The sequence below is a fragment of the Arthrobacter burdickii genome (assembly GCF_030433645.1).
GTDB lineage: Bacteria > Actinomycetota > Actinomycetes > Actinomycetales > Micrococcaceae > Arthrobacter_D > Arthrobacter_D burdickii.
Genome location: NZ_JAROCG010000001.1, coordinates 1802013 through 1821489 on the forward strand (window position 1 = coordinate 1802013; position 19477 = coordinate 1821489).

17 protein-coding genes are annotated in these 19477 nt (G+C 70.4%); 12 read left to right on the plus strand and 5 right to left on the minus strand.

What is annotated here, in order from left to right:
- The first annotated feature begins 2 nt into the window (after nt 1-2).
- Nucleotides 3-1589 carry a glutamine-hydrolyzing GMP synthase gene (gene guaA / locus P5G52_RS08470; protein WP_301226465.1) on the plus strand — a complete coding sequence of 529 codons (1587 nt, stop codon included), beginning with the start codon at nt 3-5 and terminating at the stop codon, nt 1587-1589.
- Between the two features lie 93 nt (nt 1590-1682).
- Nucleotides 1683-5744 carry a DUF4011 domain-containing protein gene (locus P5G52_RS08475; protein ID WP_301226467.1) on the plus strand — a complete coding sequence of 1354 codons (4062 nt, stop codon included), beginning with the start codon at nt 1683-1685 and terminating at the stop codon, nt 5742-5744.
- A gap of 37 nt (nt 5745-5781) precedes the next feature.
- Here the strand turns inward: P5G52_RS08475 and P5G52_RS08480 are convergent, their stop codons facing one another.
- From P5G52_RS08480 to P5G52_RS08490, 3 genes are all read right to left on the minus strand, one after another.
- Nucleotides 5782-6453, minus strand: a complete 672-nt coding sequence (locus tag P5G52_RS08480; RefSeq protein WP_301226469.1) for an RcpC/CpaB family pilus assembly protein — start codon at nt 6451-6453, stop codon at nt 5782-5784.
- A 123-nt stretch (nt 6454-6576) separates the two neighbouring features.
- Nucleotides 6577-6870: an FmdB family zinc ribbon protein gene (locus tag P5G52_RS08485; protein ID WP_301226471.1), complete on the minus strand. Its 294-nt coding sequence runs from the start codon at nt 6868-6870 to the stop codon at nt 6577-6579.
- Nucleotides 6871-6955: 85 nt separating this feature from the next.
- A complete protein-coding gene (locus P5G52_RS08490; RefSeq protein WP_301226473.1) occupies nt 6956-7609 on the minus strand; it encodes a 5-formyltetrahydrofolate cyclo-ligase in 654 nt (217 codons plus the stop codon).
- 56 nt (nt 7610-7665) lie between these two features.
- Between P5G52_RS08490 and galU the strand changes: the two genes are divergently transcribed.
- The 4 genes from galU (at nt 7666) to P5G52_RS08510 (ending at nt 11633) form a co-directional block, all read left to right on the plus strand.
- Nucleotides 7666-8568: a UTP--glucose-1-phosphate uridylyltransferase GalU gene (gene galU / locus P5G52_RS08495; RefSeq protein WP_301226475.1), complete on the plus strand. Its 903-nt coding sequence runs from the start codon at nt 7666-7668 to the stop codon at nt 8566-8568.
- Between the two features lie 6 nt (nt 8569-8574).
- Entirely contained in the window at nt 8575-9204 is a 630-nt protein-coding gene (locus P5G52_RS08500; RefSeq protein ID WP_301226477.1) for a GNAT family N-acetyltransferase, read from the plus strand.
- A gap of 245 nt (nt 9205-9449) precedes the next feature.
- Nucleotides 9450-10289, plus strand: a complete 840-nt coding sequence (locus P5G52_RS08505; RefSeq protein ID WP_301226479.1) for a hypothetical protein — start codon at nt 9450-9452, stop codon at nt 10287-10289.
- A 60-nt stretch (nt 10290-10349) separates the two neighbouring features.
- Nucleotides 10350-11633 (plus strand): aminoglycoside phosphotransferase family protein, encoded by a 1284-nt coding sequence (locus tag P5G52_RS08510; RefSeq protein ID WP_301226481.1) that lies wholly within the window; start codon nt 10350-10352, stop codon nt 11631-11633.
- A gap of 61 nt (nt 11634-11694) precedes the next feature.
- Here P5G52_RS08510 and P5G52_RS08515 read toward each other — a convergent pair whose 3' ends face one another.
- Nucleotides 11695-12567: an alanyl-tRNA editing protein gene (locus P5G52_RS08515; RefSeq protein ID WP_301226483.1), complete on the minus strand. Its 873-nt coding sequence runs from the start codon at nt 12565-12567 to the stop codon at nt 11695-11697.
- Between the two features lie 84 nt (nt 12568-12651).
- Nucleotides 12652-13134, minus strand: coding sequence for an Lrp/AsnC family transcriptional regulator (locus P5G52_RS08520; RefSeq protein ID WP_301228723.1), 483 nt, complete (start codon nt 13132-13134; stop codon nt 12652-12654).
- 157 nt (nt 13135-13291) lie between these two features.
- Here P5G52_RS08520 and P5G52_RS08525 point away from each other — a divergent pair, with 157 nt between their 5' ends.
- The 6 genes from P5G52_RS08525 (at nt 13292) to P5G52_RS08550 (ending at nt 19425) form a co-directional block, all read left to right on the plus strand.
- Complete coding sequence (locus P5G52_RS08525) at nt 13292-14533, plus strand: MFS transporter (protein ID WP_301226485.1); 1242 nt, start codon at nt 13292-13294, stop codon at nt 14531-14533.
- Between the two features lie 57 nt (nt 14534-14590).
- Nucleotides 14591-15580 (plus strand): N-acetylglucosamine kinase, encoded by a 990-nt coding sequence (locus tag P5G52_RS08530; protein WP_301226487.1) that lies wholly within the window; start codon nt 14591-14593, stop codon nt 15578-15580.
- Between the two features lie 320 nt (nt 15581-15900).
- Entirely contained in the window at nt 15901-17019 is a 1119-nt protein-coding gene (locus P5G52_RS08535) for an ABC transporter ATP-binding protein (RefSeq protein ID WP_301228725.1), read from the plus strand.
- Nucleotides 17020-17021: 2 nt separating this feature from the next.
- A complete protein-coding gene (locus tag P5G52_RS08540; protein ID WP_301226489.1) occupies nt 17022-17717 on the plus strand; it encodes an ABC transporter permease in 696 nt (231 codons plus the stop codon).
- A complete protein-coding gene (locus P5G52_RS08545) occupies nt 17717-18463 on the plus strand; it encodes an ABC transporter permease (protein WP_301226491.1) in 747 nt (248 codons plus the stop codon). Before P5G52_RS08540 ends, P5G52_RS08545 begins: the two co-directional genes overlap by 1 nt.
- Nucleotides 18460-19425, plus strand: coding sequence for an ABC transporter substrate-binding protein (locus P5G52_RS08550; RefSeq protein ID WP_301226493.1), 966 nt, complete (start codon nt 18460-18462; stop codon nt 19423-19425). The genes P5G52_RS08545 and P5G52_RS08550 overlap by 4 nt, the downstream gene beginning before the upstream one ends.
- Nucleotides 19426-19477: the final 52 nt, after the last annotated feature.

The window sequence follows — 19477 nt, forward strand, 5'->3', positions numbered from 1 at the left end:
GGGTGACTACCCCCGAGAACGGCTCTGAACACCGCCCTGTCCTCGTCGTGGACTACGGCGCACAGTACGCCCAGCTGATCGCACGCCGCGTCCGCGAGGCCGACGTGTATTCCGAGATCGTGCCGCACACGCTCAGCACGGAGCAGATCCTCGCGAAGAACCCCGCGGCCATCATCCTCTCGGGTGGTCCTTCCAGCGTGTACGCCGAAGGTGCGCCCCGGGTAGACGCCGACCTGTTCGACGCCGGCGTGCCCGTCCTCGGGATCTGCTACGGCTTCCAGGCCATGGCCAACGCCCTCGGGGGCACCGTTGCGAAGACGGGCCTGCGGGAATACGGCTCCACGGACGTCCAGTCCGACGGCGAAGCCCGGTCCATCCTCAGCGGCACCCCCGAACACCAGAACGCCTGGATGAGCCACGGCGACAGCGTCCAGTCAGCTCCGGAGGGCTTCGACGTCCTCGCCAGCACCGCAGGCGCCCCGGTGGCCGCGTTCGCGAACGAGGAGAAGAGCCTCTACGGCGTGCAGTGGCACCCGGAGGTCAAGCATTCCCAGCACGGCCAGGCCGTGATCGAGAACTTCCTGTTCCGGGGTGCGCGGCTCGACCCGAACTGGACCACGCGGAACATCCTCGAGGAACAGGTGGAGCGCATCCGCGAGCAGATCGGCGACTCCCGCGTGATCTGCGGACTGTCCGGAGGCGTCGACTCCGCCGTCGCCGCCGCGCTCGTGCAGCGTGCGGTCGGCGACCAGCTCACCTGCGTCTTCGTGGACCACGGACTCCTCCGCGAGGGCGAGGCCGAGCAGGTGGAGCGCGACTTCGTCGCAGCGACGGGCGTGAAGCTCTATGTCGCCAACGAGCAGAAGCGCTTCCTCGACGCGCTCGCCGGCGTCTCGGACCCGGAGACCAAGCGCAAGATCATCGGGCGCGAGTTCATCCGTGCGTTCGAGGAAGCCGAACGCGCCATCATGCGCGAGGCGGAAGCCGAGGGCGAGCCCATCCGCTTCCTGGTGCAGGGCACCCTCTACCCCGACGTCGTCGAATCGGGCGGAGGTGAAGGCGCCGCCAACATCAAGAGCCACCACAATGTGGGAGGCCTGCCCGAGGACCTGCAGTTCGAGCTCGTGGAACCGCTCCGGACGCTCTTCAAGGACGAGGTGCGTGCCGTCGGGGCCCAGCTCGGCCTGCCCGCGGAGATCGTGGGACGCCAGCCGTTCCCCGGCCCCGGGCTCGGCATCCGCATCGTCGGCGACGTGACCGAGGAGCGCCTCGAACTCCTGCGCAAGGCTGACGCGATCGCCCGCGCCGAGCTCACGGCGGCAGGGCTCGACAACGAGGTGTGGCAGATGCCGGTCGTCCTGCTCGCCGACGTGCGCAGCGTCGGTGTCCAGGGTGACGGACGCACGTACGGCCACCCGATCGTGCTGCGTCCGGTGTCGAGCGAGGATGCCATGACGGCCGACTGGTCGCGCCTGCCGTACGACCTCCTGGCCCGGATCTCCAACCGGATCACTAACGAGGTGGACGGCGTCAACCGCGTGGTGCTCGACGTGACGAGCAAGCCGCCGGGAACCATCGAATGGGAGTAGGCGGACTCCGGAGCGGGATCGAACCCACTCCGGTCCGCACGGGCCGCGTTGCTATCCGCGGGGTCCGATCGCTTTTCGGATAGCTTGGAAGACATGCCCATCTGGTCGAGATCAGCACGTGACAATGCAGGAAAGAAGGCGGTCGTGCCGGAGCAGGACCAGCGGGATGCGGGAAGGACGCCGGCGGATCAGCCGCACGCGGACCGCCAGGGCGCCCGGTCGGAGCAGCGTCCGGCACCGTCCGATGATGCCGCCCAGGACTTCCTCCTGCCGTGGCTCGAGGGCCTCGGACCGCAGGCGACGGGGGATACGCTGCTGCATTTCCGGCCCTCGGCCGGGACGAGCATCGACCTGACCCACGCGCACCCCTCGGGACTCGCGCAGCTCCTCGCCGGGCGCCGCACGCGCCTGTCGACGCTCCTGCGCGATCCCGTCCAGTACAGCGCCGCGAAAGCCGCTGCCCGTGCCCTGCGCGCGAAGATCTTCGAACTCGGCACCGAGCGCGGCATCGACGTCGGGTACCTCGCGGCTGGCACGGCGTCGTGGCGATCGGTGGACGACTCCGGACGCTCCGAGACCCTGAACGCACCGATCCTCCTCACGGCGGTCTCACTGACGGTGCACCCGTCGCAGGACGACTACGAGCTGCAAATCACTGAGCAGGCCCGGATGAATCCGGCGCTCGTGCGCCACCTGCGCCACCACCAGGGCCTCCAGGTGGACCCTCCCGCCATCGCCCGGCTGGCCTACGGCACCGCACGCTTCGATCCGCACCCGGTCCTGGAGCGCATGCGGGCGCTGAGCGCCGACGTCCGCGGGATGTCCGTCGAACACCGGATCCTGGTGTCGACCTTCGCCGACCTCGCCGGCGTCAAGGGAGATCCGGCCCTGCGCCCCGACCACCCGGTCCTCGCCGCCCTCATGGCCTCGGCCAGAGGCGACGCCGCAGCCGCCTCGGCCCTGTCGGGGAGCGCGGACGAACTGTCCTTCCCTCCCGCCGACGAGCGGGACCCGGCCGAGGAACTCCTGATCCTCGACGCGGACCGGGCGCAGCAGGATGTGCTCGACCTCGCCTCCGCCGGCGTCAGCGTCGCCGTCGCCACACCTCCGGGCACGGGGCAGACCCAGACCGCCCTGAACGTGGCCGCCAGGTCGGCGGCAGCCGGCAGCCGCGTCGTCGTCGCGGCGGAGCGCCGTGGCAGCCTCAACGAATTCGTGCAGGACCTCGACGGTCTGAACCTCGGGTCCCTCGTGCTCCAGGTCGGCAGCCAGACAGGTCCGGTTCAGCTGCGCGAGGCCGTCATCCGTGCCCTCGTCCGCAACGAGAAGGCTGCCGAGCCGCAGCTCGAAACGCTGCACGCCACGCTGACCGGACACCGCCACCAACTCATGGAGCACGTCCGGAGCCTCCACAACGTCCGCAGCCGCTGGGGGTGCTCGCCCTACCAGGCCATGCAGTCCCTCGCCGGACTCACCGCACTCGACCCCTCGCCGTCCACGACGGTGCGGCTCAAGCGCAGCGTGCTCGACTCCATCGCCGACCGCAGGGACCTGACCGAGCGGCTCCAGCGGGCCGCCGAGCTGGGCAGCTTCAGCAAGGCCTCGACCGAGAGCCCCTGGTACGGCGCGCAACTGCTCAACCGCAAGGAGACCGAGCACGCGCACGGCCTCGCGGAGCAGCTGTCCACCGAGATCCCCGAGCTCCGGGGCAAGGTGCAGCGCGTCGCCGAGCATTCGCACATCACGCTCGGCGGAACGTTCAAGGAGTGGGGCGAGCAGCTCGAGCTCCTCGTCGCGGTGCGGGAGAGCCTCGACAAGTTCACGTCGGACATCTTCGACCGTCCCGTCACCGACCTGATCTCCGCCACGGCGCCGTCGTCGTGGCGCAAGGAACGCGACATCGAGATGAGCTCGATGACGAGGTCGAGGCTGCGGCGCGTGGCCAAGGAGTACATCCGTCCGGGCGTGCACATCTCCGACCTGCACACCTCCCTGCTGGAGGTGCAGCAGCAGCGCACGCTGTGGACCCGCTACGCCCTCACCGAACGGCACCCGTCGGTTCCGACGGGCCTGGCGGAGATCCATGCGTCCTACCGCTCCGTCGAGGTCCTCCTCGCGGAGCTGACCACGATCCTGCGTCCCACCGCGGGCAGCCCTGACCTCGCCGCGCTCGACCTGGACGGCCTCGAAGCCCTCCTGCGTGACCTCGCGCTGGACAAGGACACCCTGGAGACGCTGCCGGAGCGCACTCTGCTGCTCGACGAGATGCGCGAGCAGGGGCTCGGCGAACTGCTCGCCGACCTCGCCGCGCGGGAGGTCCCCGCCGAGCGCGTGGGGCCCGAACTCGAACTCGCCTGGTGGCAGTCCGCCCTCGAGGCGATGATCAGCGGTGACGACTACCTCGCCATGTCGGACGGTGACAGCCTCCGTAGGCTGGAAGCCGAATACCGCCTCGCGGACAACGCCCATGTCGCTTCCGGGCCGGCCCGCATCCGGTGGACGCTCGCCGAGCGCTGGCGCGCCGCGGTGGAGGCCCACCCGGAGGACGCCGCACGCCTGCGGCAGGAACTCAAGGAAGGCACGCTCACCCTCGAGGTCTTCGCGGCCCTGCACCGGGACCTCGTGGCTGCGCTGCTGCCCGTCTGGGCGGTCAGCCCGCTCACTATCAGGGGCGCCGTGCCGGAGGGGTACACCTTCGACACCGCCGTCATCCTCGATGGGGAGTCGATGTCGCTGCAGAGTGCGGTGCCCTGCGTGGCGCGGGCCTCCCAGGTCCTGGTGTTCGGCGACGACCGCCTCGCCGGCCCCACCCGCTTCAGCATCGAGGTGCAGTCCGCCGACCGCGCGTCCACGCTCGAGCCCCTGCCCAGTGCCTTCGACTCCCTGCGCGAAGTCCTGCCCGTCCGCGGACTCACCGAGATCTACCGCGGTGTCGACCGGGCCCTGGACACCTATCTCAGCGAATCGTTCTACGGCGGGAAGCTCTCCCGGCTTCCGCAGGCCTCCGAGGTGACGGGGGAGGGACGCGGCCTGGTGGTCGAATACCTGCCGAACGGCACCGGGATGCCCAGCTCCGAGCACGACGGCGTGGAGAGCGTCGCCGTCGAGGTGAACCGGGTCGTCGAACTCGTCTTCGAGCACATCCGCCGCCGCCCGAACCTCTCACTGGCCGTCGTGACGGCCAGTGCCCGGCACGCGGCCCGGGTGGGGGAAGCCATCCGCATGCAGATGGCGGAATTCCCGTGGGCCGCCGGCTTCTTCACCCCGGGCAGGGAGGCTTTCCGCGTCGTCCCCGTCGAGCGCGCGGGCGGCCTCGTCCGCGACGACATCATCTTCTCGCTCGGGTACGGCCGGACTCCGCACGGACGGGCACTGCACACGTTCGGTCCGCTGTCGGGCCCGGACGGCCGTCGCAACTTCGTCATGGCGATGACGCGGGCCCGGCGCCTGCAGCATGTGCTGACGTGCTTCGAGCCGTCCGACCTGGATCCGGACCGGCTGACCACGGGCGCCCTGGACTTCTTCGAGCTGCTCCAGCGGGAACTCGGCAGTGACGCAGGGCGAAGCCCTGCCGCATCCGGCGGGAACGAGGATCCGCTGGTGGCGGACCTCGTGGACCGGCTGCGGCACCGCGGCGCCGAGGTGTGGGACCACTACGCCGGTGTCCTGGACATCGTCGCGGTACGGCCGGCGGACCTCCGCGCGGACGGGAGCGCCGCCGCAGTGCAGGACGAGCGCCCTGCTCCATTGGCCATCGAATCGGACGGCACCGGCCGCTACGGGTCGATGTCGGTGCGGGAGCGCAGCCGCCTGCGCCCCCAGGTCCTCGAGCGCATGGGCTGGCGGTACATGCCGCTCTGGACCATCGAGGTCTTCACGGATCCGGAGGGTTGCGCGGAGCGTGCGTCTGCCCTCATCGGGCTGCCGCCGCGCGAGACCCCGGACCAGCCACGGACACGAAAGGACCCCGCTGGCATGCGGAAGGACGAGCAGCACCCCGAGGCCGGGACGGCCGCCGGCGGGACCGACAGGGCCGGCGATTCGTCGCCCATCATCCCGAGGACCGCGGGCGAGGACGATCCCCGGTCCTGGGGAGACGCCGAGAGCAACCACGACGAGTGGCTCAAGGAGCAGCGTCCGCCGCACTGGGGCTGATCGTCTGTCGGTGTCCATGCATGTCCCTAGGCGCCCTTCAGGGTCCGGTGGTCAGGACGAGGTGGACGTCGCCCGAACTGGAGGACCCGGCGAGGGCCTCGGCGTCCGCCGCGCGCGCGGCGACGACCACCAGCCCGCCCGCGTCCCCGGCGCCGGGCCAGGTGCTGCCGGTACCGCCCGGGGACGTCCAGAGCACGGCGACGGAGCGGGCCAGGACGGTGGACTCCGCAGCGACGTCGTAGCCGTTGCCCGTGCTGAGGATCACGTCGACGAGCTGGCCCGGGGCGAGCAGCTGGACGGTGGCGGGATCGGCCGGCCGGAGAGGGACCGCGACGGTGCCGGGTGCGGTGCCGGTCAGCAGTCCGTCCCCTACGAGGGCGGTCGAAGCCAGGGGTGACCCCCGTGACAGGGGAGCGGCCAGCTGCTGGCCCAGCACCTGCTCGGGCAGGCTGAAGGTGTCCCTGGTGAGGGCCTCTTCGGGGAGCTGGACGATGGCGATGTCGGCCTCCGTCAGGACCGTCCCGACCGCGAGGTCGTGCGACGCGCTGACCACCGCCGTCGTCGGGTAGTCATCGCCTACCGCAGCCTCGACGGCGACCCCGGCCGCCGCGCTCAGGAGCAGGCAGGCGAGGAGCCGCTTGTGGCGATGAACAAGTCTGCGGAGCCGGTACCGGAACGGGGCCCTCAGCAGGCGGCTGGACGGCGTCATGGACCGACCCTAGGCGGCAGGACCCGCAGGCTGCTCCGGTGGCCGGGCTATGTGGACAACGGACCCATGGAACCTGCGTACGAGCTCAGCTTGCGCCGGGTGGTGCAGGACGGCGCGGGCGCCTCAGGACGACGCGACAGCCTTGCCCGACGGGGACGCCGCGGCGGGGGACGGGGAGGATGTCGTCGTGCTCGGAGCCTTGGTGCTCGAGGACGACCCGGCATCGGTGCTCGACTTCGTGTCGCGCGAGTCGGTGCGGTAGAAGCCCGAGCCCTTGAAGACGACTCCGACGCTGTTGAACTTCTTGCGGAGCGATCCGCCGCATTCGGGGCACAGGGTCAGGGAGTCGTCGGAAAACGACTGCTGGATGTCGAAGGCGTGGCCGCAGTCCTTGCAGGCATAGGCGTACATGGGCATGGAAATCCTCCTGGACGAACTTCACGGTCCCCGGATGGCTCTTTCGGACGACTGCTGTTGGCACTCTCCGGGGTCGAGTGCCAGTCTACACCGACGAGCCGGCCGTCCCGAAGCGGAGCAGTCCGTCCGGGGTGAAGACCCCGCCCAGCGGCTGGTCGTAGGGCTCGGACGGGATGGTGCCTGCCGGGAGGACCTCGGACCGGTACACCACGCCCATCCGTGGGACCGCTCCCGGTGCGCCGAGCGGATAGCGTGCCAGGAAGCGGTCGTAGTAGCCCCCGCCCTGGCCGACGCGGTGGCCCGATCCGTCCACGCCCAGCGCCGGTACGAGGATTACGGCCACATCGGGCACCTCGTCGAAGGAGAAACGCTTGCCTGTCGGTTCCAGGACGGGCGCGCGCACCGACCGCTGCAGGGGAACCCCGGGGAACCAGGAGGCCCAGGACAACTGGTACTCCGGCTCGCAGATGGGAACGACGACGCCGAAGCCGAGATCGTGCAGTTCCTGGAGCAGCGGCGCGGTATCCGGCTCCGGGTCGACGCCGAGGTAGACGGCGACGGTCGGCCCGTGCCGCGGGGTGCCGCTCGGGGCGGAGGGGAGACTGCGGAGGTGCTCCACCACGGCTCCGGCCAGTGCCCGTGACTGGTCCTGCCGGTCCGCAGGGTCCAGGGCTGCACGGGCAGTGCGGAGCGAGGCGCGCAAGTGGGCCTTCTCTGTATCACGAGTGGAAGGAGTCATGTCACCATTGTGGCAACGACCCGGGAATCCTGCGGCCGTTATGTAGTGTGGTCATCATGACTTTGCAATCACGTGTGACGAAGGCCGTTATCCCAGCGGCCGGCCTCGGGACCCGTTTCCTTCCCGCCACCAAGGCGATGCCGAAGGAAATGCTGCCCGTCGTCGACAAGCCGGCCATCCAGTACGTCGTCCAGGAGGCCGTCGATGCGGGCCTGTCCGACGTCCTGATGATCACGGGGCGGAACAAGCGCGCGCTCGAGGACCACTTCGACCGCGTCCCCTTCATCGAGCAGACCCTCGAAGCCAAGGGCGACCACGACAAGCTCGCCGCGGTACGCCGTCCGTCCGAGCTCGGGGACATCCACTACCTGCGCCAGGGCGATCCGAAGGGGCTGGGGCACGCCGTCCTCCGTGCCAAGCTGCACGTCGGCAACGAGCCGTTCGCCGTCCTGCTCGGTGACGACCTGATCGACGAGCGGGATGCCCTGCTCGAGACCATGATCGACGTCCAGGCCAAGACGGGCGGCTCCGTGATCGCCCTCATCGAGGTGGATCCCGAACAGATCAGTGCCTACGGCTGCGCCGACATCACCGAGATCGACGGCGAGAACCACGTCCGCGTCAACCAGCTCGTGGAGAAGCCCTCCGTCGCGGACGCGCCGTCGAACCTCGCCGTGATCGGGCGTTACGTGCTCCACCCCCGCGTGTTCGAGGTCCTCGAGACCACGAAGCCGGGCCGCGGTGACGAGATCCAGCTGACGGACGCGCTGCAGACCCTTGCCGCTGCCGATGGCGAGGGATCCGGCGTGTACGGCGTCGTCTTCCGCGGCCGCCGCTACGACACCGGTGACAAGCTGAGCTACCTGAAGGCCGTTGTGACGCTGGCGTCGGAGCGCGAGGACCTCGGTCCGGACCTCCGCGCCTGGATCAAGGACTTCAGCAAAGACATCTCGGTCTAGCACGCCATGTGGTCGGCGAGCAGCTGGCCCGTGACCCTGAGGACAGGCGCCTTGTCCCTGAGGCCGATCCGCCACAGGGACAAGGCGGCCTGGACCGCGTTGCGTCACCGCAACGCCCAGTGGCTCGCGCCCTGGGAGGCCTCCAACCCGGATCCAGAAGGGTTCCTGCCCACCTACCACCAGATGGTGCGCTCCCTGTCGGCACAGGCCCGGGCAGGATCGGCCTTGCCGTTCCTGATCACGGAGCAGGAGCCCGGCTCGCGGGAGGATCGGCTGGTGGGCCAACTGACGGTCTCCGGCATCACCTGGGGATCCGCCATGACGGCGACGCTCGGCTACTGGGTGGACTCCGATCGGGCCGGGCACGGAATCGCGCCCACCGCGGTAGCCCTTGCCACGGACTACTGCTTCGGGGATCTCGGGCTGCACCGGATGGAGATCAACATCCGCCCCGAGAACCGCGCGAGCCTCCGGGTGGTGGAGAAACTCTCCTTCCGCGACGAGGGGCTCCGACCGCGCTACCTCCACATCGCGGGACAGTGGGCCGACCACAGGAGCTTCGCCCTGACCGCCGAGGAGGTTCCGCGCGGCCTGCTGACGCCGTGGCTCGAGGGCCGGCAGGCGCGCTCCGACTGATCGCTCGAATGCCCCTCGGGGAATACGACGAGCCGACACACCGGAATCAATGCGGGAACAGGGGAGCAACTGCTCCTACGGTTCTAGGTGTGGTCTTCTCCCTGGATAGCTCGTTGGTGCTCGCCGCAATCGTCGGATTGTGGCTGGTGTGGGTAGCGCCGTTCGTCCTTCGAAAGACCGTGCCGGCAGCCGCCGGCAACAGACGCCGATCGCCGAAGACCAGGACGGGCAGTCCTGGAGGGAGCATGATGACAATGACCGCGCCGCAGGACGATGCCGCACAACCGGGGGAGACCCTGGATCCGCCCTCCGCGACGGCGTCCCCGTCGCCATCCGCTGCGCAGGCGGGTCCCGCGCCCAGGCCCTTCACGCCGCGGTGGGGACGCATCGCCGTAGCGCTGGTAGGACTTCTCGCGCTCTGCGCCGCCCTCGTGACGCTCGTCCTCGGAGCCGTAGGCGTCGTCTCCCTCCTCGTTCCCCTCGCCTGCGTTGGCGTCGCCGCGGTGGCCGTCGCGGTCCTGAGGCTGCTCGCCGTCCGTAGCCGGGAGGCGCGCGTCAATCGTGCCTTCGCCGATGCCATGGCACCCGTGCGGGCACCCGCCCCGGAACGCACCGACGTCGCTCCGGCGGTTCACTCTGCACCGAAACGCCCGACCACCCTGTTCAACGCCGAAGAGACCGCTGAAAGGCCACTCACCGCCATGGAACGGCGGACGGCGGCGCTCGCTGCGGCGGGCTCGTCCGTCGTGGATGTCCGCGACCAGGGCGTGCCGACCGAAACTACCGAAGTCCCCGAAGCGGCACAGCCGACCGGGGCGACGGCGTGGGCTCCGGTCGAGGTACCCCGCCCCACCTACGTCGATGCGGCGAAGGCCGAACGCCAGGCGCCGGCCCCCCTGGGCCTCCCCGAGGCGCCGAAGCCGTCGACCAGGACACCCATCAAGACATCCGAAGCAGCTGCCCGGGTCGCCGCAGCAGCCGACACTGCAGCGGAAAGCGCCGACTCCGCGGACGCGTCGGTGGGCTCCGATCCCGCCACCGGACGCATCAACCTGGACGACGTGTTGCAGCGCCGTCGCGCCTGACACCTCCGCAATGCCAGGGCCGGCCCCCGATGCCGTGCGCAGTCCCCGCGTAGGCGCAGCGTGAGGGCGAGGGAGGCACGCGTCATCCGGGAGCAGGAGACGATCGTGCTCCTCGAATCGGACGCGCCGTCGGAGCTCCTGCGCTCCGCGCTCGCCACCGCCGGATGGGAGCTGGTCTCCTGGCAGCCGGGACCGCTGCACCACCGGCCCGGTGCCGGAGTGACGGGGATCTTCTCCCTCGAGGTGCGCAGGTCGTCCGACAGGGACGGCCGGAAGGAACCGGTGCCGGTGCCGGTGCCGACGCACGCCTGCATCACGTCCTGCTCCATCGCTCATCCCGCCACCCGCGTCGAGGTGTTCCACCGCCGGGGTGCGGACCCCCTCTCGGTCTGGGTGCATCCCGCCGATCCGCTGTTGCCGGGCCTCCCGCTGGCACTCGACCCCCTGCGCGTCACCCCCTTCGCGTTCGGCTCGGAGCACGACCCCTCCGAAACCATGATCGAGACCAGGAGCTACCGGCCGCTGCGGCGCGCTGTGGTCCTGGTCCGGAACGGGGACGACCGCCGCTACCTGAAGGTGCTCCGCCGCCACGAGTCGGGGCCGCTCGCGGAACGGCACCGCATGCTGCGCGCTGCAGGTGTTCCTGCGCCCGCGCTGACCCGTGAGCCCGTGCAGGACGTCGTCGCCATGCATCCCGCCCCGGGGACACCGCTCGCCGAGCTCCTCATGCGCGACGGCGCGTCCGACGTCGATCCCTCCGCGTTGGTGCGGGTCCTCACCTCACTGCCTCCCGCCATCCTCGGACTGCCGGCGCGGCAGCCCTGGTCGGCCCGGGTTCGGGACTACGCCGAAGGCGCGGTTGCCGCCCTGCCGGCAGAGGCCCTTCGGATCAGGCGGCTGGCCGCAGCGATCGACGACCTCGTCCGTTCAAGCGATGCAGGCCCGCTTGTGCCGACCCACGGTGATTTCTACGAAGGAAACCTTCTCATCACGGACGGCGCGGTGTCCGGGCTCCTGGACGTCGATATGCTCGGCCCGGGACACCTCGTCGACGACCTGGCCTGCTTCCTCGGCCATATCGCCGTCCTGCCCGGATTGCATGCCGGCTACGCGTACGTACCCTCCGCGCTGCTGCAATTCCTGCGGGCTTTCGACCGTCATGTCGATCCCGTTGCCCTCCGGAGCCGCGCCGCGGCGGTGAGCCTGACCCTCATCGCGGGAGCACGGCGGGGGGCTGCCGACACGGACGGGGCCGGCGAGGCGCTGTCCCGGCTGGAGATCGCCGAGCAGTTCCTCGCCGAGGCCTGGACCCTGGGCTCCCAGCGGGAGCGCCGCAGCGGCTAGGAACAGGAGGGACGCGTGGCCTCCTCCCGTCCGTCCCGCACGGCGCCGGGACGAACCGTCCTCAGGCCGTTGCCGGCGGGCGGACCCGCGTGTCCATCCGCAGGACCGGCGTGCCGTCCGCGTCCGAGAGTTCGAGCTGCACCGCGACGTCGACCCCGGCGAGCGAGGTCAGGTGCGTACCGCCGCAGGGGATCTCCGCCCGTCCATCCGGGAGCCCGCAGATCCACCGGCGACGGTCGGTGAGGCCCGGTCCGTCCGCCTCGATGCCGATCGGTGCTCCAGTCGCCGTCCACGCGGCGAGCGTCGCGTTCACCGCCGCGGCGGTGGCATCCGTGTCCAGGTCCTCTCCGCTGAAGCCCTTCCTCCGCAGGGACTTGCCCAGGCGGTACCTGTCCGAGGAGCCGAGCTCCCCGATGACCGTCGTGTCGATCGCCAGTGCGTCGAAGTTCGGTGCGCCGAGCGCGTCCGGAGCCACGTCCTTCTTCCACCGGCCAACCAGGGCCCGGTTCAGGGCCAGCGAGGCGAGGTGGCATCCGGTGTGCCCGGCGGACACGGCCGCGCGATGCGCGCTGTCGACCCGCACGACGACGTCGTCGCCCTCGGCCGGTCCCTCACCGTAGATCAGGTGCACGACGACGAAGGCCCAGCCCTCCGCGCCCTTGCGCACCGGCGCCTCATTGCCCAGGTACAGGGTGGTCCCGTCGGTGGCTCCTACCACGCAGTCGGCCACGGGCCACGTGCGCGACCCGGCCTGGAGTTCGCCGCGATCCGGTCCCTGGTCCGGCCAGGCGGAGTCCACCGGATGGAAGGCCGTGGTGTCCAGCAGGACCGCGCACCGGCCGTCGTCGCGGGCCTCGACGTGGAGGACGCGGGAAGCCGATTCGACGGCCCCCTGGGGATAGGTGACGCGCGTGTCGGTCCTCGGCAGGGCCATGGTGCTCCTCGGGTGGTCGTTGCTGGCGGTGTTGCTGGTGGTCGATGCTGGTGCGGCAGGGTGTTGGCGGTTGGGCAGCGCGATTCAGGTGTCGTCGGGCAGGTGCGTCAACCGCTCGAGCAGGGGCTCGGTGCGGTAGGGGATGTGCTCGTGGAGGGCGAGGACGGTCTCGGTGCGGATCACGCCCTTGATCTTCAGGACCGACCGCAGTGCCGCCTGCAGATGGTGCGTGTCGGTTGCGGCGACGCGGCACCAGACATCACCCCGGCCGGAGATCTCGTGCACTTCCAGCACCTGGTTGAGGGTACGCAGCCCGGCGATGACGCCGTCGAGCTCGCGGTGTGAGACCTCGATGGTGACGAAAGCGACGACGTCGTAGCCGAGGGCCTCGAGGTCGAGCTCGCGGCCGCTGCGACGCAGCACCCCGGTGCGCAGGAGCCGGCGGATCCGGCTCTGCGCCGTGTTGCGGGCGACACCGAGGACCTCGCTCAACTCACTCACCTGGGCCCGGGGATCCCGCACCAGCTCGAGCAGCAGGCGCAGGTCGAGGTTGTCCAGCTTGCTCACAAAGCTCACTTCCCGTCAGTCGGCTCCGCCTGTGTTGCGCAGGACGCTCAAAAGGGCACCCCGGATCGTTGCAGGGCGGTCGATCCAGCTCATCCTATAGAGGTCCGCGGCGAATCGCGCCCCGGTGAGCGCCTACGTACGAGCAGGAAGAAGTGGGATGAGCGTTCTCAACGAACTCCGGATGAGGCCGGCAGCGACCGAGCGCCGCAGCTGGGATGCATCCCTGGCCGCCCGCCTCGCGCTCGCCGTGACGGTGATCTCCACCCTCCTGATCGGGGCCAACCTCGCCACGCCGATCTATCCGCTCATCCAGGCCGGCCTCGGACTGACACCCTTCGCCGTCACCGTCGCCTTCTCGTCCTACGTCGTGGCGCTGATCGGCGGGCTCGTCCTGGCAGGCCACTGGTCGGACCACATCGGACGGCGCGCGGCGCTGGTCCTCGCCATCGTCCTGGGGCTGCTCGGCGCCGCACTGTTCGCCGTCGCGACCTCGCTGCCGCTGCTGGCGGCGGGACGCGCGCTGCAGGGAGGCGCGGTCGCGCTGGCCACGGGTGCGAGCGCCGCTGCCCTCCGCGACCTCCTGCCGACGCGGCCGGACTGGGCCTCGAGATTCACGCTGATGGCCTCGGCCGGGGGCGTCGCGGCCGGTCCCGTGATCGGCGGTCTCCTCTCGCTCCTCCCGGCCCCGACCCGCACGCCGTTCGTCATCTACCTCGTGGTGCTTACCAGCCTCCTGGTACCGCTCCTGCTGCTCCGCGCCCGGCCCGCGATCCGGCCCGCGGCTGCCGACCGCCCGCTCGCAGCCCTGCGTCCCCGCAGACCGGCGGTGTCACGGGATGCGCGCCGGTCCTTCTGGACCGCCTCGGCCGTCGGTTTCCTCAGCTTCGCCGTCTTCGGCTTCACGTTGAGCCTGGCCCCCACCTGGTTCGCGGGGATCGCGGGCACCTCCTCCCGACCACTGATCGGCCTCCTCGCCGCGCTCGTCCTCGGATCGTCGGCCGTCAGCCAGGTGCTGTCCCCCCGGGGCCGGTTCGTGGTTCCGGTGGGCCTCGGCGGCATGGCGCTGGGAATAGGGCTCCTGCCGCTCGCCGAGGCCACGGGCAGCCTGCCGCTGCTGGTCGGAGCATGCCTCGTGGCGGGCTTCGGACAGGGCATGGCTTTCCGCGTCGTCTTCAACGAGGTGTCGTTGAAGGTCGATCCGGCCCTCCACGCCCAGACGGTGAGTGCCGTGTACGTCCTCACCTACCTCGGGAGCGCCGTACCCGTACTCGGACTCGGCGCGGCCGCCGGCATCTGGGGACTGAACGCCTCGGTCACGGTCTTCGCACTCGCCATCTGCGGAGTGTGCGCGCTGCTCGCTGCAGCATCACTGGTCTCCCGGACCCGCGCCTCGCGGTAGGCATCCGCCCGGTCGCCTGCGGTCCAGGGCGGACAGTCCTGTTTGTAGGCTGTAGGCATGTCGAACACCGCCGCGCCGCAGCCTCCGAGCCCATCCTCCGGTCCCCGTCCGGACAGCCCCGCTGATGGTGCCGCCGATGGTGCCGCGGGTAGCGCGCCCGGCGTCGTCGTCGGCCTCGATATCGGAGGTTCCAAGACCCATGGAGTGCTGTGGCGCAACGGAACGCTCGCCGCGGAGGCCAAGGCAGGAAGCGCGAACGTCCAGAACGTGACGCAGGATGAAGCAGCCCGAAGCCTCAGCCGGCTCTTCCGCGAGCTCGTGCCGGAGGGGCAGGCCGGCGGGATCGACCGCGTCGTTGCCGGGTCCGGGGGAGTGGACACGGCTGCGGACGCCGAGCGCCTCCGAGCCCTGATCGCTCCGCACGCGCCGGGAGCCGGGATCGACGTCGTCCACGACACGCGGCTGATCCTGGCCGCCGGAGGCGCACAGGTGGGCATCGCCGTCATCGCCGGTACCGGGTCCGTCGCCTGGGGCGTCGGGGAGGACGGCAGGGAAGCGCGCTCCGGCGGGTGGGGCTACCTCCTCGGCGACGAGGGCAGCGGCTACTGGGTGGCGCGCGAAGCCGTGCGGCGGACACTGCACCGCAACGACCTCGGCATGCTTCCGGACGCGCTCGACGAGGCCGTCCTCGCCCTCAACGCTGTGGGGACCCCGACGGAGCTGATCGGGCTCTTCCATTCCGGGGCCGGACGGACCTACTGGGCCGCGCAGTCCAGGGCCGTCTTCGATGCGGCGCGCGACGGCCACCCCGATGCGGCGGACATCATCGACCGTGCGGCTACGGACCTCACCCGGCTCGTCCTCGACGTCGCGAGCGTGATCGGCGTGCAGGGACCGGTGGTCCTGGGTGGGGGCCTCGCGATGCACCAGCCGGATCTGCAGGACCGCCTCCGCGCCCGTCTCGCTGCGGAGGGCATCACAGAGGTCGTGTTCCTCGATGAGGACCCGGTGATGGGCGTCCGGTTCCTCGTCACCGGTGCCCGGTAGGACGGGTGCTCGGTAGGACGGGTGTTCAGTTGGACCGGCTCCGGCGCCGGCCCGAGGGGTTCCGGGCGGGCCGGGCGCACTGGAGCCGACCGCGGAATGCAGCCGGGACCCATACACGCCCTTGCCTGCTGCGAACTCATGGTTAGACTCAGAACCTCCGACAGCTTGAACTGACCGCTGCGCCCCCGGGCCAGCAGAAATCCAGACGGCAAGCCGGAACCGCCTCGTGCGGCCCGCGGGTGCAGCCCGGCCGAGAAGCTCCTGCCACGAAAGGCACAGCTGCCATGACATCCTCCGACCAGGCTTCCGGCCAGCGCCCCATGATCGAGTTCCGCAACGTCACCAAGATCTACGACGGCGGACGCCCGGCCGTGGACGACCTCACCATGGACATCGACCGCGGCAGGATCACCGTGTTCGTCGGACCGTCCGGCTGCGGCAAGACCACCTCGCTGCGCATGATCAACAGGATGGTCGAGCCCACCTCCGGCCGGATCCTCCTCGAAGGCCAGGACGTATCGCAGGGGAAGGCCGCGGAACTGCGGCGCTCCATGGGGTACGTCATGCAGTCCTCGGGCCTCCTGCCGCACCGCTCCGTGCTCGACAACATCGCGACGGTGCCACGTCTCAACGGGGTCGGGAAAGCCGACGCCCGCAGGCGCGCACAGGAACTGCTCGACGTCGTCGGCCTGTCCTCGGACCTGGGCGGCCGCTATCCCGGGCAGCTGTCCGGCGGGCAGCAGCAGCGCGTCGGAGTGGCACGCGCCCTCGCGGCCGATCCGCCCGTCCTGCTCATGGACGAGCCCTTCAGCGCGGTGGACCCCGTGGTCCGCGCCGAACTGCAGGAGGAACTGCTGCGCCTGCAGCGGGACCTCGCGAAGACCATCGTGTTCGTGACCCACGACATCGACGAGGCGACGATCCTCGGCGACAAGGTGGCCGTGTTCGCCGTCGGCGGCCGCCTCGCTCAGTACGCAGCGCCCGAGGAGATCCTCCGCGCACCCGTGGACGATTTCGTGGCGGGATTCGTCGGACGGGACCGGGGCTTCCGCCACCTCTCCTTCCAGGAGGGCGGCAATGTGGTCATCCACCCCGTCGAGACGATCGAGGTGGACCGCCTCGCGGACCCCACCGTCTCGGTGCGCTCGCCGTGGACCCTGCTGGTGGATGCCGGCGGCCGTCCCCATGGATGGGTCCCGCAGGCCACCCGCGGCAGTATCACCCGGCAGGCGGACGCGGTCCCCGGCGGGTCCCTGTACCGGCGGGGGGACACCCTGCGGCGGGCGCTCGACGCCGCCCTGTCCTCGCCGTCGGGCCTGGGTGTGGCCGTCGACGACGACGGACGGGCGATCGGCGTCGTCCACGCCGCCGAGGTCTTCGAACTCATCGAATCCGCGCGGCTGGACCGTGGCCGCGCCGAGCACAACACGGCGGTCTAGCCATGGACTGGTTCCTCGCCAATCTTGATTTCGTCTGGCTGCACACGCGCCTCCACCTGTTCCAGGCGATCGTGCCGCTGCTCCTCGGCGTCCTCGCCGCCGTGCCGATGGCCCAGCTCGCCCGCCGGAATCCCGTGGTGGGATCCGTCCTGCTGACCGGCTCGTCCATCCTCTACACGATCCCGTCTCTCGCCATGTTCGTGTTCCTCCCCGTGGTCCTCGGCACCAAGGTGATCGACCCCGTCAACGTCATCGTGGCGCTGGCGATCTACGCCTTCTCCCTCCTCGTCCGGTCCACGCTCGACGCGCTGAACTCCATCGACGACGGCGTGCGCCAGGCCGCCGTCGCGATGGGCTACACGCCCGTCCGCCGGTTCCTGACCGTGGACCTCCCGCTGTCGTTGCCCGTGCTGTTCGCCGGGCTGCGCGTGGTCTCGGTCACCAACATCTCGCTCGTCAGCGTGGGCGCGCTCATCGGGGTCCCCAGCCTCGGGACGCTGTTCACGGACGGGCTGTTCCGGTCCTTCCCGACCGAGATCGCCGTCGGGATCGGCATCATCCTGCTGCTGGCGCTCGTCCTGGACCTCCTCCTCGTCCTCACGGAACGCCTGCTGACCCCGTGGACGCGCAGGGTCCCCGCCGGTGGCAGGCCGGCGGAGGAGATCGTCGCACTCGAGGCGAAGGTGGCGGGCGCCTGATGGACTACTCGAGCAGCAACCTCCTGGTGCAGATGGCGGAGTGGCTGACCGCTCCTGCCAACTGGGAGGGCGACCGCGGCATCCCCACGCGCGTCGTCGAGCACCTGGGCTACACCGGGCTGACCATGCTGATCGCCCTGGCGATCGCGGTCCCGATCGGGCTCTACGTGGGGCACACCGGTCGCGGCCGCATCGTGATCGTCTCCGGCGTGGGGATCCTCCGCGCCCTGCCGACGCTCGGCATGGTGTTCCTGTTCGTGCTCCTCGCGGGCCTCGGGCTCATGCCGCCCATCTGGGCGCTCGTGCTCCTCGCCGTCCCTCCGCTGCTGAGTGGGATCTATGCCGGCATCTCGTCCGTGAACCGGACCGTGGTCGACGCCGCGCGGAGCATGGGCATGACCGAGCTGCAGATCCTGTTCCGGGTCGAGGTACCCAACGGCCTCCAGGTCATCCTCGGCGGAGTGCGCGCGGCCGTCCTGCAGGTCATCGCGACCGCAGCCGTCGTCGCCTTCATCAACCTCGGGGGGCTCGGGGTCTTCCTCGTCGAGGGAACGCAACTCGCGGACTACGGGCGCCTCTTCGGCGGCGCAGTCGTCATCACCGTCCTCGCGATCGGCGTCGATCTGCTGATGGGACTGCTGCAGAAGCTCGCCATCTCACCGGGACTGCGGACGTCCGGCCCGGGAAAGACCCAAGGATCTGGCCGGCAGAAGGCCGTCGCCAGTGCACAAGGAGGAACACCATGAAGAACCTGTCAGCACAACGCGCCGGACGGCGCGCTTTGATGGGACTGGCGGGCGGCCTCACGGCCACGCTGGCGCTGACTGCCTGCGGGGCCAACAGCGATCCCCAGGGCGAGACGGCGGAGACCGCCTCGGCAGGCGGCTCCGTCGTCGTCGGTTCGGCTGATTTCCCCGAGAGCCAGATCATCGCCGAGATCTACGCGGGCGCACTCACCGCGGCCGGCGTGGAGGCGACGACCAAACCCAACATCGGCTCGCGCGAGATCTACTACTCCGCCGTCGAGGACGGGTCCGTCGACATCATGCCCGACTACAGCGGAAACCTGCTGCTGTTCGCCGACCCCAAGGCCACTGCCGAGTCCGCCGAGGACATCGTCGCGGCCCTTCCCGACGCCCTCTCCGCGAAGTCGCCCGACCTGAAGCTGGACGTGCTCGAGCCCTCGCCGGCCGAGGACAAGGACGCGCTCGTGGTCACCGCCGCGACCGCGGAGAAGTACAGCCTCAAGTCCATCGCGGACCTCGCGGAGGTCTGCGGGGAGATCACGATCGGCGCCCCGAGCACCTTCCAGGAGCGCGCCTACGGCCTGCCCGGCCTCAAGGCGAAGTACGACTGCGAGCCCGGCGGCTTCGAGGCCATCAACGACGGCGGCGGCGAGGTCACGCTGAAGGCACTGCTGAACGACGACGTGCAGGCAGCCGACATCTACACCACGACGCCGTCCATCGAGGACAACGACCTTGTCGTCCTCGAGGACCCTGAGAACAACTTCATCGCGCAGCAGGTCCTGCCGCTCGTCAACACGGAGACCGTCGGCGAGGAGGCGCAGAACGTCCTCAACGAGGTATCGGCCCAGCTGACCACGGAGGACCTCCTGTCGCTCAACCGCGAGGTCAGCGGAGACGAGAAGCGGAACCCGGCGGACGCGGCTGCCGACTGGCTGGCCGAGAAGGGACTGGCGGGCTGAGTCCTGCGGAACCGGTTCTGCAGGGGCCCGGTGTTCGGCATTGCTATGCCGC

Excerpts from the sequence above, each read along its gene's own strand:
- P5G52_RS08505 (WP_301226479.1), top strand. The coding sequence starts at position 9,450 with ATGATGACAATGACCGCGCCGCAGGACGATGCCGCACAACCGGGGGAG.
- P5G52_RS08480 (WP_301226469.1), bottom strand. The coding sequence starts at position 6,453 with ATGACGCCGTCCAGCCGCCTGCTGAGGGCCCCGTTCCGGTACCGGCTC.
- P5G52_RS08545 (WP_301226491.1), top strand. The coding sequence starts at position 17,717 with ATGGACTACTCGAGCAGCAACCTCCTGGTGCAGATGGCGGAGTGGCTG.
- P5G52_RS08530 (WP_301226487.1), top strand. The coding sequence starts at position 14,591 with ATGTCGAACACCGCCGCGCCGCAGCCTCCGAGCCCATCCTCCGGTCCC.
- P5G52_RS08485 (WP_301226471.1), bottom strand. The coding sequence starts at position 6,870 with ATGCCCATGTACGCCTATGCCTGCAAGGACTGCGGCCACGCCTTCGAC.
- P5G52_RS08535 (WP_301228725.1), top strand. The coding sequence starts at position 15,901 with ATGATCGAGTTCCGCAACGTCACCAAGATCTACGACGGCGGACGCCCG.
- P5G52_RS08500 (WP_301226477.1), top strand. The coding sequence starts at position 8,575 with ATGTGGTCGGCGAGCAGCTGGCCCGTGACCCTGAGGACAGGCGCCTTG.
- P5G52_RS08475 (WP_301226467.1), top strand. The coding sequence starts at position 1,683 with ATGCCCATCTGGTCGAGATCAGCACGTGACAATGCAGGAAAGAAGGCG.
- P5G52_RS08490 (WP_301226473.1), bottom strand. The coding sequence starts at position 7,609 with ATGACTCCTTCCACTCGTGATACAGAGAAGGCCCACTTGCGCGCCTCG.
- P5G52_RS08515 (WP_301226483.1), bottom strand. The coding sequence starts at position 12,567 with ATGGCCCTGCCGAGGACCGACACGCGCGTCACCTATCCCCAGGGGGCC.
- P5G52_RS08525 (WP_301226485.1), top strand. The coding sequence starts at position 13,292 with ATGAGCGTTCTCAACGAACTCCGGATGAGGCCGGCAGCGACCGAGCGC.
- P5G52_RS08550 (WP_301226493.1), top strand. The coding sequence starts at position 18,460 with ATGAAGAACCTGTCAGCACAACGCGCCGGACGGCGCGCTTTGATGGGA.
- P5G52_RS08540 (WP_301226489.1), top strand. The coding sequence starts at position 17,022 with ATGGACTGGTTCCTCGCCAATCTTGATTTCGTCTGGCTGCACACGCGC.
- galU (WP_301226475.1), top strand. The coding sequence starts at position 7,666 with ATGACTTTGCAATCACGTGTGACGAAGGCCGTTATCCCAGCGGCCGGC.